Source organism: Prosthecomicrobium sp. N25, from assembly GCF_037203705.1.
Classification (GTDB): Bacteria; Pseudomonadota; Alphaproteobacteria; order Rhizobiales; family Ancalomicrobiaceae; genus Prosthecodimorpha.
Genome location: NZ_JBBCAT010000001.1, coordinates 2,017,503 through 2,032,086, shown reverse-complemented (window position 1 = coordinate 2,032,086; position 14,584 = coordinate 2,017,503). Strand labels below are relative to the sequence as shown.

At 70.1% G+C, this 14,584-nt stretch carries 14 protein-coding genes; 7 read left to right on the top strand and 7 right to left on the bottom strand.

The window, feature by feature from the left end; all coding sequences use genetic code 11:
* Positions 1-5: 5 nt before the first annotated feature.
* From WBG79_RS09200 to WBG79_RS09170, 7 genes are all read right to left on the bottom strand, one after another.
* Positions 6-830: a carbohydrate ABC transporter permease gene (locus WBG79_RS09200; RefSeq protein WP_337356810.1), complete on the bottom strand. Its 825-nt coding sequence runs from the start codon at positions 828-830 to the stop codon at positions 6-8.
* Positions 830-1,777 (bottom strand): carbohydrate ABC transporter permease, encoded by a 948-nt coding sequence (locus WBG79_RS09195; RefSeq protein ID WP_337356809.1) that lies wholly within the window; start codon positions 1,775-1,777, stop codon positions 830-832. Before WBG79_RS09195 ends, WBG79_RS09200 begins: the two co-directional genes overlap by 1 nt.
* Positions 1,778-1,781: 4 nt before the next feature.
* A complete protein-coding gene (locus WBG79_RS09190) occupies positions 1,782-2,333 on the bottom strand; it encodes an SIS domain-containing protein (protein ID WP_337356808.1) in 552 nt (183 codons plus the stop codon).
* Between the two features lie 147 nt (positions 2,334-2,480).
* On the bottom strand, positions 2,481-3,836 hold the full coding sequence (locus WBG79_RS09185; RefSeq protein WP_337356807.1) for an ABC transporter substrate-binding protein: 1,356 nt from the start codon (positions 3,834-3,836) through the stop codon (positions 2,481-2,483).
* Between the two features lie 60 nt (positions 3,837-3,896).
* Entirely contained in the window at positions 3,897-4,916 is a 1,020-nt protein-coding gene (locus WBG79_RS09180) for a zinc-dependent alcohol dehydrogenase (RefSeq protein ID WP_337356806.1), read from the bottom strand.
* Positions 4,917-5,496: 580 nt separating this feature from the next.
* Entirely contained in the window at positions 5,497-5,892 is a 396-nt protein-coding gene (locus tag WBG79_RS09175) for a RidA family protein (RefSeq protein WP_337356805.1), read from the bottom strand.
* A 209-nt stretch (positions 5,893-6,101) separates the two neighbouring features.
* Complete coding sequence (locus WBG79_RS09170) at positions 6,102-6,848, bottom strand: aspartate/glutamate racemase family protein (RefSeq protein WP_337356804.1); 747 nt, start codon at positions 6,846-6,848, stop codon at positions 6,102-6,104.
* Between the two features lie 299 nt (positions 6,849-7,147).
* Between WBG79_RS09170 and WBG79_RS09165 the strand changes: the two genes are divergently transcribed.
* The 7 genes from WBG79_RS09165 to WBG79_RS09135 are packed head-to-tail and all read left to right on the top strand — an operon-like array spanning position 7,148 to position 14,296.
* The gene (locus tag WBG79_RS09165; RefSeq protein WP_337356803.1) at positions 7,148-8,527 is read left to right on the top strand and encodes an ABC transporter substrate-binding protein; all 1,380 of its coding nucleotides are present in this window, start codon (positions 7,148-7,150) and stop codon (positions 8,525-8,527) included.
* Positions 8,528-8,549: 22 nt separating this feature from the next.
* Entirely contained in the window at positions 8,550-9,476 is a 927-nt protein-coding gene (locus tag WBG79_RS09160) for a carbohydrate ABC transporter permease (protein ID WP_337356802.1), read from the top strand.
* The gene (locus WBG79_RS09155; protein WP_337356801.1) at positions 9,476-10,549 is read left to right on the top strand and encodes a carbohydrate ABC transporter permease; all 1,074 of its coding nucleotides are present in this window, start codon (positions 9,476-9,478) and stop codon (positions 10,547-10,549) included. Before WBG79_RS09160 ends, WBG79_RS09155 begins: the two co-directional genes overlap by 1 nt.
* A 3-nt stretch (positions 10,550-10,552) precedes the next feature.
* The gene (locus WBG79_RS09150; RefSeq protein ID WP_337356800.1) at positions 10,553-11,614 is read left to right on the top strand and encodes an ABC transporter ATP-binding protein; all 1,062 of its coding nucleotides are present in this window, start codon (positions 10,553-10,555) and stop codon (positions 11,612-11,614) included.
* Complete coding sequence (locus WBG79_RS09145) at positions 11,611-12,438, top strand: glycerophosphodiester phosphodiesterase (protein WP_337356799.1); 828 nt, start codon at positions 11,611-11,613, stop codon at positions 12,436-12,438. The genes WBG79_RS09150 and WBG79_RS09145 overlap by 4 nt, the downstream gene beginning before the upstream one ends.
* Positions 12,435-13,490 (top strand): endonuclease/exonuclease/phosphatase family protein, encoded by a 1,056-nt coding sequence (locus WBG79_RS09140; protein WP_337357915.1) that lies wholly within the window; start codon positions 12,435-12,437, stop codon positions 13,488-13,490. The genes WBG79_RS09145 and WBG79_RS09140 overlap by 4 nt, the downstream gene beginning before the upstream one ends.
* Positions 13,487-14,296, top strand: a complete 810-nt coding sequence (locus WBG79_RS09135) for a glycerophosphodiester phosphodiesterase (protein WP_337356798.1) — start codon at positions 13,487-13,489, stop codon at positions 14,294-14,296. The genes WBG79_RS09140 and WBG79_RS09135 overlap by 4 nt, the downstream gene beginning before the upstream one ends.
* Positions 14,297-14,584 lie beyond the last annotated feature (288 nt).

Sequence of the window (14,584 nt, the reverse complement as noted above, 5' to 3'; positions counted from 1 at the left end):
TGGCCTCACTTGGTCGCGCCCATGGTCAGGCCACGCACCATGTGGCGGCTGACCAGCAGCGCGAAGACGGTGACCGGCAGCACGATGACGGTGCCGGTCGCCATGATCTTTCCCCAGGGTAGCTCGTAGCCAGACATGAAGTTCGTCGCCACGACCGGCGCCGTCTTCAGGCCCTGGCTGGTGATCAGCACAAGGGCATAGAGGAGTTCGTTCCAGGAGAAGATGAAGGCGAAGATGGCGGAGACGGCCACGCCCGGCAGGCCGAGCGGCAGGTAGATCCGCCAGAAGATGTCGAACTGGTTGGCCCCCTCCAGCCGCGCCGACTGCTCCAGGTCGCGCGGGATCGAGCGGAACTGGTCGGTGCAGATCCAGACCACGATCGGCAGGTTGAAGGTCAGGTAGATGAGGACCAGCACCGCATGGGTGTTGAGAAGCCCGACCTGCCGGGAGAGGAGGTAGACCGGCAGGGCCAGCACGATCGGGCTGATCATCCGGTTGGAGATGAACCAGAACCACAGGTCCGCCTTGCCGCGGAACTCGAAGCGCGCCAGGGCGTAGGCGGCGGGCGTGCCGAGCAGGATGGAGAGCACCGTGGTGGAGGACGCGACGATCAGGGAGTTGAGGACGGCGGTCGTCACCTTGGTGTCGGCGAAGATGTCCTCGTAGTTGGCCAGGGTCGGCACGAAGAGCCAGTGCGGCGGCGAGGCGAGCAGCTCGGTCTGATCCTTCAGGCTGGACGTCACCATCCAGTAGAAGGGGAAGAGCGCGACCGCGAGCACGATCAGGAGACCGAGGGCGTGCAGGGCCGAGCCGAGGCGCGAATGGCTCATCACTCGATCTCCCGGTAGAAGATGCGGATGTAGATGCGGCTCAGCACGATGGTCAGCACGAGCAGCAGGATCGCCTGCGCGGAGGCGACGCCAAGGTCGAAGACCTTGAAGCCGGTGCGCTGGACGTAGATCGAGATCAGGTCGGTCGCCGCTCCCGGGCCGCCCCGGGTCATCACGAAGACCATGTCGAAAAGTTTCAGCACGTCGGCCGAGCGCAGGATGAGGACCGCGGTGAGGCCGGGCAGCATGTAGGGAAGCTGCACATGGCGCAGCAGCGCCCAGTGGCTCTTGGTTTCCAGCCGCGCCGCCTCCTCGATCTCGACGGGCACCATCGAGAGGCCGGCGAGGAAGATGAGGGCGACGAAGGGCGTCCACTGCCAGACGTCCATGACGACGATCGCCACGAAGGCGCCGGTGGGGTTGCCCAGCCAGTCGGACGAGGCGATGCCGAGCCAGTCCATGAACTGGTTGGCGACCCCGAAGTCGCGGTTGAAGATCAGCCGCCCGATCAGGCCGACGACCGCGTAGGTGGTCGCCAGCGGCACGACCAGGGACACGCGGGTGATCGCCCGCAGGAAGCCCCAGCCGGGCTTGTGCAGCATGAGCGCGATCAGCAGGCCGAGGACGATCTGGAGCGGCACCACCGTCAGGTAGAACTTGCCGGTGAGCAGGAGGCTGTCCCAGAAGCTCTGGTCGCGCAGCACCGAGAGGTAGTTGTCGAGGCCGACGAAGGGAAAGCCGTCGAGCTGGTCGGCGCGGCGGGTGATGTTGTAGCGGCGGAAGGACGTGACCACCGCGAAAATGGTCGGGTAGATGCCGATGGCGAGGAGCGCCAGCACCGCCGGCGCGAGGAACAGGAACGGCGTCCAGCGGCCGTAGCCGGGATGGTGGCGCGGCGAGGCGCTCGGTGCGGGCTTCGCCTCGGGATCGACCGCGGTCGCCGTCATGGCCTCATTCCAGGTTCGTGTGATTGGCGCGCATCGCCTCGGCGGTCACGCCGAGCCGGTCGCGCAGCTTCAGGATCATCACCTCGAACAGGATGCACTGCGCGCCCTCGTAGAGCGAGCCCATCGGCAGCACCGAGACGGCGGGACCGGAATCGTCCGCCATGGTCTGGGCCGGGACGGGGAGCACCAGGTCGGCGGCCCGGGCGCAGGCGCCCGCGGGCTGGGCGGTGACCACCAGGGTGCGCGCGCCGTCGCGCCGGGCGACGCCCATCAGGGCCTCGACGGTCGAGAAATGGCCGGGACCGGCGGAGACGACGAGGAGGTCGCCGGTGCCGAGATGCGGGGTCGTCATGTCGCCCACCATCGCGGCCTTACGGCCGAGGTGGAAGAGGCGCATGCAGAAGCCCTTGATCTGCAGGCCCTCGCGGCCGACGCCGTAGAGCGCGATGCGGCCGGCGCGGGCGATCTCCTCGACGGCCCGGTCGACGGCCGCCTCGTCGATGCGGTCGAACACGCGCGCGAGATCGTCGAGCGCGGCATGGTAGAGGGTCTTCATGGGCTTCCCCCGGAGAGAAGACATCGGCTCGGACCCGCCCGCGGGGCGGGCCGGACGGCGCCGTCCGGGCGGAGGCCGCCCGGACGGGGTTCGGCGCGAGGCCCGGGCGGAGACGGCGCGGGGCCGCCCGCCGCCCGGGCGATCACGTCACTGACGCAGCGCCTTCTTGCCGTCGTAGTAGCCTTCCTTCTTGAGGATGTCTTCCATGCGGGCGCCGATCTGCTTGGCGCCCTCCTCCGTGGAGACCTCGCCGAGCATCATCTTGGAGCCGAACTCCGCGACGATCTCGGAGATCGCCGGCCAGGCCGGGAAGCGCGGGCGGAACTCGGGAACGCCCTTCTGCCAGGAGGCGACCATCGGCTCGACGAACTTGTACTTCGCCTTGATGTCGGGCTGCTCGTAGATCGAGGTGCGGCCCGAGACGCCGCCGGCCTCGACATAGGCGCGGGCGATCTCCTCGGAGGTGGCCCACTGGATGAAGATCCAGGACGCCTTCTTCTGCGCGTCGGTGGCCTGCGAGGCGACCGCGAGGGAGAAGCCGCCGAGCGCCGGCAGGCGGCCGGCCGGACCCGCCGGCTCGGGCGCGACGCCGAGGCAGTCGCCGAGCTTGGAGGTCTTCGGGTCGGTCAGCGTGCCGTAGAAGGCCGACCACTCGGTGATCATCGCCACCTGCCCCTGGGCCAGGGCGTTGACGGCCTCCGAATGGTCGTAGGCGGCGACGCCCGGAGGCATGATCTTCATGAGGTCCTGGCGGAACTTGAGGCCGGCCTGGCTCTCCTTGGAGAGCAGGTTCGACTTGAAGTTCTTGTCGAGCAGCGAGCCGCCGAAGGGCCACAGCACGCGCATGAAGCTGTCGGCCGACTGGGTCTCGCCGCGCAGCGACTGCAGCGCGAAGGCATACTGCTTCTTGGCCGGGTCGGTCAGCTTCGGGCCGTAGACGTTCAGCACCTCGTCCCAGGTCGCCGGCGGCTTGTCGAAGCCGGCCGCCTTCAGCATGCACTGGTTGTAGAAGAGCAGCCCCGAATAGTTGTCGAAGGGCAGGCCGTAGACCTTGCCGCCCCAGGAGCCGAAGGCGTCGAGCAGGAGCGGGAAGAAGCCCTTGAGGTTGAGGTTCGGGTCGGTGATCGAGGCGTCGCCCGAGAATTTCTCGATCGGCTCGATCCAGCCGTTCTCGGCGAACTCGCCGATCCAGACCAGGTCGACCAGGGCCATCGTCAGATCGCCCTTGGAGTTGAAGTTCAGCACCTGCTTCTCGCGGGTGTTCTCGTAGGGGACGATCTCGTAGTTGACCTTGATGCCGGTCTTCTTCTCGAATTCCGGCAGCAGCTTGATGACCGCGCGATAGCCGGGCCGGTCGAGGAAGATGACGTTGATCTGCGTGCCCTTGAAGGGCGCCGCGGCCTTCTCGATCGCCCACTGCGCCGAGGCGGGGGCGGGAGCCGTCAGCGACGCGCCGGCGGTGATGGCCAGCGCGCTCAGGGATGCCAGAAGCCATTTTCTCATTTTCATTCCTCCCGTTTCGAACGGCACGCCGCGCGCGCCGGCTTGACCCGCTGCGGCCGGTCAGGGCCTCGGGTCGATCAGGGCCTTGACGTAGCCCGGTTGGTTCGCGGCGAGCGCTTCGAACACTCGCGGCGCCTCTTCCAGCCCGACGCGGTGGGTGACGATCGAGCGGACGTCGACCTTCCCCGTCGCGACGAGTTCGATGGCCCGCGGATAGACCTCCCCCATCCGGCGGGCGAACTTGATCTTGAGGCCGCGCCGCCGCGCGTCGGCGGCGGGCAGCGTGTAGGTGTCGCCGTCGGGGATGCCGACCAACACGATGCGCCCCCCGATGCGGGTGGCGAGGACGGCCTCGCGGAAGCCGTTCGGCGAATTGGTCGCCTCGAGCACGAGCGGGCAGCCGCCGCCGGACCATGCGACGATATCGGCCACGGCCTCACCGACCCGGTCGGCGCCGACCCGCTCGGCCATGGCACGGCGGTGCGGGAGGGGATCGCAGGCGAAGATCTCGCCCGCGCCGGCGGCCTTGAGCACCTGGATCACGAGCAGGCCGATCGGACCGCAGCCGAGCACGCCGACCCGCTCCAGGAGCCGGGGCTTGGCGAGGTCGACCGCATGGATGGCGACGCCGAGCGGTTCGAGCATGACGGCATCGAGCGGGTCGAAGGCCGGGGGCAGCGGGACGATCTGCGACGCCGGCACCCAGATGCGGTCCGTCATGGCCCCGTCGAAGGGCGGCGCCCCGATGAACTCGACGTTCGGGCAGAGGTTCGGGTGGTTCTCGCGGCACCACTCGCAGTGCCCGCAGGCCTTGTTGGGATCGACGGCGACGAGGGTGCCCCGGGCGAGGCCGCGGTCCTCGAGATCCTCGCAAAGAAAGCCGCCGAACTCGTGGCCGGGGACGAAGGGGGCCTTGATGACCGCGGCGCCGATGCCGCCGTCCTTGAAATAGTGCAGGTCGCTGCCGCAGAGACCGACCGAGGCGACGTCGAGCAGCACCTCGCCGGGCCTGCCCTCCCGCAGATTGAAGGGCGCCACGCGCGCTTCGTGCGGTCCGTGGATGAACAGCGCTCGGCTCATGATCCCGGTCCCTGGAGCTCGGCGTCCGGTCTCTCCGGCGGACGTCCGGCTTCGCGTCTCCCGGTCATTCCCATACAATCGTATCTGGTCGGAAGCAACATATGGATTTTCGAACTTCCACTTGATATCGGCCATGGCGCTCCACCGGAGCGATCGGCAGGAACCGTCCCTGACACCTCCCTTCGCGTTTCCCGGGAACGGGTCCCTCCTCGAAGGGCCGCCGCGATCGTCGGCAGCCGCCGCGCGGTGACCGACCACGGCGGGATGGCGCCTCTCCTCGTCGGATGGCGCGGACTCGGGCGGGGTCAGAATGGGCGGTGCGTCCGGGCAGCAGGGCGGATGTCGCGGGGGTGATGCGGCTCGCCTCGGCGCAGCGCGTCCCCGTCGTGGCCCAGGGGGCAACACCGGATTGGCGGGGGGGAAAAAGTCCGTTCTACCGCGACTCTACGGCGACGAGATCGCGCTGCCGCCGACCCGCCTCGATCGGCTGCGCGCGATCGATCCGGTCACGGATACGATCATGGTGGAAGCGGGCGTCACGCTGCAGCGGCGGCGCCCTCGCGCGGGGGGCCTCGGAAGGCTAGGGAGCGCGGTAGGCGATCGCCTCGATCTCGACCAGCATCTCAGGCTCGGCAAGGGCGGCCTGGACGGTGGTGCGTGCCGGCGGCTGATGCGGGAAGACCTCGGCGAAGACGGCGTTCATGGCCGCGAAGGTCCGGATGTCGGCGAGGTACACCGTGCACTTGAGGACGTCCTCCATGCCGGCGCCGGCCTCCGCCAGGATCGAGCGGATGTTGGAGAGGACCTGGCGGGTCTGCGCGGCGACGTCGCCGTGCCCGACCAGCTTGCCCTCGTGATTCCAGGCGACCTGGCCGGCCGTATAGACGAAGCCCGCGGCCGCGGCGCCGGGCGAATACGGGTAGGACGGGCGGGGCTGGAAGGAGAGGTTCGGCGGAACGAGCGTCGTCTTGGGCATCAGCGGCACCTTCTTCGGCGGCGGGTGGACCATGAAACGGATTTACCTGCGGGCCTTCCGGCCACGGCTCGACGCACCGCCGCGTACACGCCCGCCGAGCCTTGCACCTGCCCTAAGGTCAAGAAGGCAACCTATGCTCATGTTTCGGGCAAAGGGCAAGCAAGCAGGCGAGCCTGCCTGACCCGGCGCACGCCGCCGGGCCTGACGGTTCAATGCTCCCCGGCGATGCGGGCCGCGAGCGCGGGGGCGAGGCCGGTGCTCGGCTTCTTCAGCGGACGACGGAAGGTGCCGGCGGTGGGCTTCGCGGGGCCGATCGCGACGAGGGCCTCGGCCTGCTTGACGGCGGCCACCATGGCGTCGACGCAGGGGACGGGAATGCGGGCCTTGACCCGGCCGGCGAGGCCGGCGAGCGGCGCGCCGCCGAGGACGATGACGTCCGCTCCGTCCTCGCGCACGGCGCAGAGCGCGAGTTCCACCAGGTAGTCCTCCATCTCGTCCTGCACGGCCGTCAGGGTCGAGAAGCCGCGGTCGGCGCAGCGTACGCCCGTGGACCGCTCGGTCAGGCCATAGGCCTCGATCGTCTCCCGGTACCAGGCCTCCATGGCCTCGGCGAAGGTCACCACTGCGAATCGGCGGCCGAGCATGAGGGCGGTGACCATGGCCGCCTCCGCGTAGCCGACGACCGGGATGTCGAGCAGTTCGCGAGCGCCGCCGAGGCCCGGGTCGCCGAAGGCCGCGACGATGGCGGCATCGACGGACGATTCGCACTCGACCAGCGTCTCCAGCAGCACCGCGCCGGCGATCTGTGCCTCGGCGCGGCTCGAGATGTAGGGCACCCCGTGCGGCGCGGTGGAGCCGACGAGTTCGGTTCCGGGGGCGGCCGCGGCCCGGCCGACGGCGAGCAGGCGCTCCGTGACAGCTTCCGTGGTGTTCGGGTTGGCGACCAGGATTTTCATGCGTTCCTCCGGCGGGCGGTCTTGCGGGGGGTTCGAGACGCCCGGTCCCGATCTCCCGCAGCAACCGGCGTGCCAGTCGCGCGCGGGTCCCGGCCTTGTCGCAAGGTCGCGATCCTCCCTTTACGGCAAGGGCTTGGCCTGCGCCAAGGCCGCCCGGGGACAAACACCCGCAAGCTTGACAAGGGGATGGGGCCGGCACCTAACTGTCACACAAAAATGCCATCACGTGCCGACATCGCGTCGCACGTGTCGGCAGGGCACCCGCGCACAGCGAGGCCCATGCAACGGGAGGACTATCAATGAGCATGTCGAAGCTCGCAGCCGCCGCATTGCTTGCAGGAACCACCTTGCTTTCCTTCCACGTACCGGCTTCCGCCGAAGAGGTCGTGGTCAAGCTGTGGGCACGCGCCGACCGCTCCGGACCGCTGCGGGCCGGCAACATCGTGGCGGCCGCCGAGGCGCTCAACGCGGGCCTCAAGGCCGCGGGCTCCGACAAGACCGTCAAGGTCGAGGTGTTCGAGGGACCCGCCGCCGGCTACGACGCCGACGCGCTCGACATCCTCAAGGCCTTCGCGGTCGACAAGGGCCCCGACGTCTACGTGGCCGCGCACGAGTGGGTCGGCGAGTTCGCCAAGTCCGGCTACGCGATGGACCTGGAGGATTTCGTCAAGCGCAACCCCTGGGCCTTCTCGGACGTCATCCCGATTCTCTGGGAATCGACGAAGTACAAGGGCCGCATCCACGCCGTCCCGCAGGATTCCGAGATCCGCATGTTCTTCTACAACAAGGACATGCTGCGCAAGATCGGCAAGGACGAGGCCTTCATCGAGGGCCTGCCGGCGGCGGTCGAGAAGGGCGAGTTCACGATGCAGGACCTGTCGGCCCTCACCAAGGAGGTGATCGACAAGGGCGCCGCGACGATGGGCATCGTGCACCGGCCGAACCCGGGCCCCGACTACCTGATGGTCTTCGCCGCCTTCGGCGCCAAGTGGGTCGATCCGGAGACCGGACAGCTGCTCCTGCCCAAGGCCGAGATCAAAAAGGGCCTGGAGTGGTACGCCTCGAACGCGGCCAGCGGCGTGACGCCGAAGAACAACACGTCGATGTCCTGGGACGAGATCCAGGGCGCCTTCAAGACCGAGAAGGCCTTCGCGTATCACCAGGGCGTCTGGGCCGTGACGGAGTGGATGCTGGGCGACGCCAAGGGCGCCAACTGGCCGAACGACAAGGCCTTCTTCCAGAAGAAGGTCGGCTGGTTCCACGCGCCGGCGGCGGTGAAGGGCGGGCAGCCCGCCAACCTCTCGCACCCGATCGTCTACGTGGTGAACCCCAAGTCGCCGCGCGCCGAGCTCGCCGCGCAGCTCGTGGCCTACGCGACCCTGCCCTACTACAACACCAAGCATGCGGTGACGACCGCCCACACGGCGGTGACCAACGGGCAGAAGAGCATGCCGGCCTACCAGAACGCCTGGTACCTGGAAGCCGCCACGCCGATGCTGGCGCGGTCGACCTTCATCCCGAACCACCCGGACTTCGGCCGCTACAACGGCATCCTGTTCAAGGCGCTGCAGGGCGTCGAGACGGGGCGGCTGACGCCCGACAAGGCGGTGCTCTTCCTCGAGGACGAGATGACCAACGAGCTGAAGGGCTCGGTCAAGGTCGTCGAGAAGCTCAACTGAACCGGGCCGGGCGAGGCGCGTCATGACGTCGGCGTCGGCCGGCCGGGCCTCGCCCGGACGTCGGCAATGGGTCGACCGGATCCTGTTCCTGGGTCCGGCCACCCTGCTGCTGTTCCTGTTCTTCGCCCTGCCCGTGGTGGTCGACGTCGCGATCGCCTTCACGGACATGGGCCGGAACCTGAAGGTGACCGGCTTCACGACCGACAACGTGGCGCGCATGCTCGGCGGCGACGCCCGGCTCACCGGGGTCATCGGCGTCACGCTCGTCTACGTCCTGGCGACGCTCGCCATCTTCAACGTCGGCTACGGGCTCCTGCTCGCCCTGATGACGACCGCCCTGCCCGACCGGGCGGGCGGCTTCTTCCGGGCGATCTGGTTCCTGCCGCGCATGAGTCCCTCGGTGGTCTACGCGCTCCTGTGGAGCTGGGTGGTGGCGCCGACGAACTTCGGGCTCCTCAACCAGATCCTCGGCGCCGTCGGGTTTCCCCCCGTCGACGCCAAGAGCGACGCGCCGATGCTCGTCGTGGTGCTCGCCAACGGCTTCATCGGGGCGTCGTTCGGGATGATCATCTTCACGAGCGCGATCCGCTCGATCCCCGAGCACCTGTTCCACGCCGCAAGGGTCGACGGGGCGGGCGGGCTCTCGATCGTGCGGCACGTGACGCTGCCGGCGATCCGCTGGCAGCTCTCCTTCGTGACGATCTACCAGGCGCTCTCCCTGCTCGTCAGCTTCGAGTACATCTGGCTCATCACCAACGGCGGGCCGTTCTTCGACACCACCGTGTACGCCCTCTACGTCTACCGGCGCGCCTTCGAGAACGGCCAGTACGCCTACGGGGCGGCGCTGGCGCTCGGCCTCGTGGTGGTCGGGATCGCGGTCTCGATGGTGCTCTGGCGCTTCTTCGACATGCGCGCCCTGCTGCAGCGCCCGCGGATCGAGGTGAAGTGATGGACGCCGCCCTCGCCCGCCCCGCCGCCGACACGCCCGACTGGCCGGCGCTGGCCGCGCGCGCCCGCCGGCGGCGGGCCGTGTCGACGGCCTTCCTGTACGGCGTGCTGGTGCTCGGGTCGATGCCCATCGTGGTGCCGTATCTGTGGCTCTTCAGCGTCGCCTTCTCGGGGCGGACCGGGGCCGACACGGTGGTGCTCTGGCGGGTGCTGGCGATCGTGCTGCCGGCGCTCGTGATCTGGTCGGTGCTGCGGGTCGCGATCGACGACGGGCGGCGGGCGCGCCTGCTCGAGATCCTGCTCCTCGCCGCCACGGTCGCCGGGGTGGCGATCGTCGCCGGGCCGCACCTCAACCCGGCCAACTGGCGCTTCCTGTGGAACCCCAACATCGCCGACACGCTGAAGGGCTCGGCGGGGGTCGGCAACACCTACCCTTCGGTCTGGCTCGCCTTCCGCAACTCGCTGGCGCTCGCGATCACCCAGATGGTCCTCGTGGTCGCGGTCTCGACGCTGGCGGGCTACTACCTGTCGCGCTTCGACTTCCCCGGCCGCGGCGGCTACCTGAAGGGGCTCCTGGTCCTGCACGCCTTCCCGGCGATGACGCTGATCATCCCGATCTTCCTGATCATGTATTGGATCGGGCTCCTCGACACGCTCACGGGCGTTATCCTCGTGGTGGTCGCGCTCGAACTTCCCTTCGCGATCTTCGTCATGAAGGGCTTCTTCGACGCGGTGCCGTGGGACATCGAGATGAGCGCCATGACGGACGGGGCCTCGCGGCGACAGGCCTTCTGGATGGTGGTCCTGCCGCAGGTCAAGGTCGGCATCATCGCGGTCGCGGTCTTCGCCTTCCTGCGCGGCTGGGAGGAATACGTCTTCGTCCGCACGCTCCTGTTCGAGAAGTCGAACTGGACGATGAGCCTCTATCTCTTCTGGATGTACGAGGACGTGATGGGCACCGACTATGCTCTCGTCTCGGCGATCGGCGTCTTCTACGTTCTCCCCTCCATCGTGCTCTACACGATCTCGCAGCGCTACTTGGCGCAGATGACGATCGGCGGCATCAAGGGCTAGGCCATGGCGCGCATCGAGCTGAAATCTGTCGCCAAGCACTGGGGTCCGGTCACGGCGGTGCAGCCGACCGACCTCCACATCCGCGACGGCGAATTCGTGGCGATCCTCGGGCCCTCGGGCTGCGGGAAGTCGACCACCCTCTTCATGCTGGCCGGGCTCTACACGCCGAGCGAGGGGGAGATCCGGTTCGACGACGCGGTGGTCAACGACGTGGAGGCGCGCGACCGCAACGTCGGCATCGTATTCCAGTCCTACGCGCTCTACCCGCACATGACGGCGCGCGACAACATCCTCTTTCCGCTCCGCTTCAAGACGATGGCGAAGGAGGAGGCGCGCCGCCGGGCGGACCAGGCCGCGCGGCTCGTCCAGGTGGAGGAGCTGCTCGACCGCAAGCCGAGCCAGATGTCCGGCGGCCAGCAGCAGCGCGTCGCGCTCGCCCGCGCGCTCGTCAAGGAGCCGCAACTCCTTCTCCTCGACGAGCCGCTCTCCAACCTGGACGCCTCGCTCCGCCTCACCATGCGCAGCGAGATCCGCGGGCTGCAGCGCAAGCTCGGGGTCACCACCATCCTGGTCACTCACGACCAAGTGGAGGCGACCACGATGGCCGACCGGATCATCTGCATGTCGAAGGGCCGGATCGAGCAGATCGGCACGGCCGAGGACCTCTACCACCGGCCGGACAGCCTGTTCGTCGCCGGCTTCATCGGATCGCCGCCGATCAACCTCCTGGCCGGCACGGCGGCGGGCGGACGGCTCAGGCTCGGGGATGCGACCCTCGCCGCCGAGGGGATGCCGGACGGCGAGGCCGTGCTGGGCGTGCGGCCGGAGGCGGTCGTGCTCGGCGCCGGCGAGGAGCGCGGGCGGATCGTCGACCTGGAGCCGCACGGACGCGAGACCATCTACCACCTCGAGACCCCCTATGGCCCGGTCCGGGCGCTGGAGGCCGGAGCGCTCGCGCGGCACGCGGTCGGGGACGTGCTGCCGTTCCGCCTCGCCCAGACGCTCCTGTTCGACAAGGCGACCGGCCGGCGGATCGAGGGCGCCAGGACGAGCCTGGCCGCATGACGGGGCCGCTGCCCCGCCTCAAGTGGCACATGCTCCGGCGGCGCAAGACGGAGCCGGCCCACCAGCGGGACTCGCTCCGGGCCGCGCTGGAGGCGGGCGCCGCCTGCGAAGTCGACGTGGTCCTGACCCGCGACGGGCATGCCCTCTGCCTGCACGACCGGACGCTCGACCGGGAGACGTCGGGCACCGGGCCGGTCGCGGCGGCAGCGCGCGCCGACATCGAGCGGCTGCGGCAGCGCGGGCCGGACGGCCGCCTCCTCGACAGCCCGCCCCTGTTCCTGGACGAGGTCGTGGCCGCGGTCGCCGCCCACGGCCGCCCCGACGGCGGGCTGGTGCAACTCGACGTGAAGGAGCCGGCGTTCCGGCTCGACGCCGCGGCCCGGCGCGCGATCGGCGCCGTGCTGGGCGACCTCGCGCCCCGCTTCGTCGCCGGCGGGGCAGAGTGGGAGGCGATCGAGGACCTGGCGGAGGCCGCCCCGGGACTCCGTAAGGGCTTCGACCCGCTCGCCTTCTACACCCGGCGCCTGCCCGCCGACCCGGCCTGGTTCGAGGCGCTCGGCACCTTCACGCTGCGGACGGCGCCGGACGCCGCGATCTTCTACCTGGAGGCCCGGCTCGTGCTGGCGGGGCTCGACGCGGGCGTGAACCTGGTCGACCGCGTGGGCCGCGCGGGCGCGGAGGTCGACGCCTGGACGGTCGACGCGGACCGCCCGGACCTCCTGGCCGTGCTCCGGCGGCTGATCGGGGCGGGCTGCCGGCAGATCACGACCAACGACCCCCTGGCGCTCGCGCCCCTCATCGAGGAGTTCCACCCTTGCTCGTGACCCGCACCGTGCCCCGCATCGAGGGGCCGAGCCTCGCCGCCCGGCAGGCGATCGTCGACGGGCCCGTGACCCCGGACGCATTCGGGGCGGCCTTCGCGGATCTCGAGGTGCTGCACGTGGTCGAGCAGCGGCCCTCGCCGCGGCCGGCGACCGCGGGGGACTCGCTCAGGCTCGTCTTCTGGAACGCCGAGCGGCTGAAATTCGCCGAGGCGTCGGCCGCCATGCTGGCCGGGGCGCAAGCGGACGTGCTGATCCTCTGCGAGGTGGACGTCGGCATGGCCCGGTCCGGGCAGCGGCACACGGTCGAGGATCTCGCCGCGACGCTGGAGGCGGGCTACGTCTTCGGGGTGGAGTTCGTCGAGCTCGGGCTCGGGGACCTGCGCGAGCGCTCCTGGCACGCGGGCGAGACGAACCGGGACGGACTGCACGGGGCGGCCTTCGTGTCGCGCCTGCCGCTCGGCCGGCCGGCCCTGGCGCGGCTGGAGACGTCCGGACGCTGGTTCGACGGCGCCTTCCACGAACGGCGGGTCGGCGGGCGCATCATCCTTCTGACCGAGGTCGAGGTGGCGGGCGAGACGGTGGTCCTGGTCACGGCGCACTACGAGAGCCACACGGACGCCCCCGACCGGCTGGCGCAGACCGAGGTGATGCTCGACGCCATCGACGCCTATGCGCCCGGCCGGCCGGTCCTGATCGGCGGCGACTTCAACACGGCGACCTTCGACCGGGACGAGAAGCACGATCCTGCCGTCGTCGGTCCGGCCCTGGCGCGCGACCCGGACCGACTCGTGCGCGTGATGCCCTACGAGCCGATGTTCGACCTCTTGGCCCGGCGCGGCTACGACTGGGAGGGCTGCAACGTGATGGCGCCGACCATGCGGACGCGGCCGGACGGCACGCCCAAGCCGCCCTTCGGCAAGATCGACTGGCTGTTCTCGCGGGGGCTCGACTGCCGGGATCCGGCGGTGATCCCGGCGGTCGACGCCGAAGGGGTGGCGATCTCGGACCACGAGGGACTGGCCGTCACGGTCCGGCCGGGGCGGCGGCCATGAGCTACGTCCCCCTCGCCTCCGCGGCCGGCCGGGTCCATGTCTGCGCGCACCGGGGCCACTCGATCGGCGCGCCGGAAAACACGCTGCCGGCGCTCGTCGAGGCGGCGAAGCGCGGCGCGACGGTCGCCGAGATCGACGTAGTGCTGACGGCCGACGACGAGGTCGTGCTCCTGCACGACGAGATCCTCGACCGCACGACGTCCGGAAAGGGCCGCGCCGCGGCCCTGACGCTCGCAGAGATCCGGGCGCTCGACGCCGGGGCCTGGTTCTCGCCCGCCTTCGCGGGGACGCGGGTGCCGACGCTGGCCGAGGCGCTCGCCGAAGCGCGGCGGCACGGGATGGGACTCCTCGTCGAGATCAAGGAGCGGCAGCGTGCGGCCCGCATGATCGAGCGGCTGGCGGCGGTCCTGACGGCGGAGCGGGCGGCCGGCGACGTGCTCGTGATCTCCTTCGACCACGTCTCGCTGGTGGAGATGCGCCGGCGCCTGCCCGAGGCCCGGACCGAGCTCATCACCCATGCCCGACACGTGGACATCCGCGCCGTGGCGGAGCGCGCCGGGGCGGCGTCGGTCGCCATCGAGGCGGACATGTTCCATCCGGACGACGGCCGCGCCCTGCATGACGCCGGGGTGGCGGTGCGGGTCACCCTGCCGCGGCCGGACCGGATCGCGGCGCGGCTCGCCTACGGCCTCGACATCGAAGGTCCGATCCGCGAGGCGCTCGGCCACGGTCTGATCGACGTCCTCGCGGGCGACGACACCGACCACATCGCCGGGCTGGTGACCGCGTACGGGCGGTTGGGGTAGCCGGATCTGGCGCGGTGCCCATGAGGGGTCAGGGACGCGCCCATGCCCATCGGCCGCCCCGAGCGCCCAAAAGTGCCATTTCGGCAAGACCACACCCACGGGTGTCACCCCGGCCATCGCGCCGGGGCCCATTGGCCGCGCCGCGCGGCTCGGCCTTGCGATCGACCAGCGGAGGTGCAGGAGGATCGGCCAATGGGTCCCGGCGCGAAGGCCGGGATGACAGGGTGGAGAGGCCGGGGCGGGACGGCGGCGCCGTGCCCGCGGGCCGCTCTCGCACGGGTTTCCGGT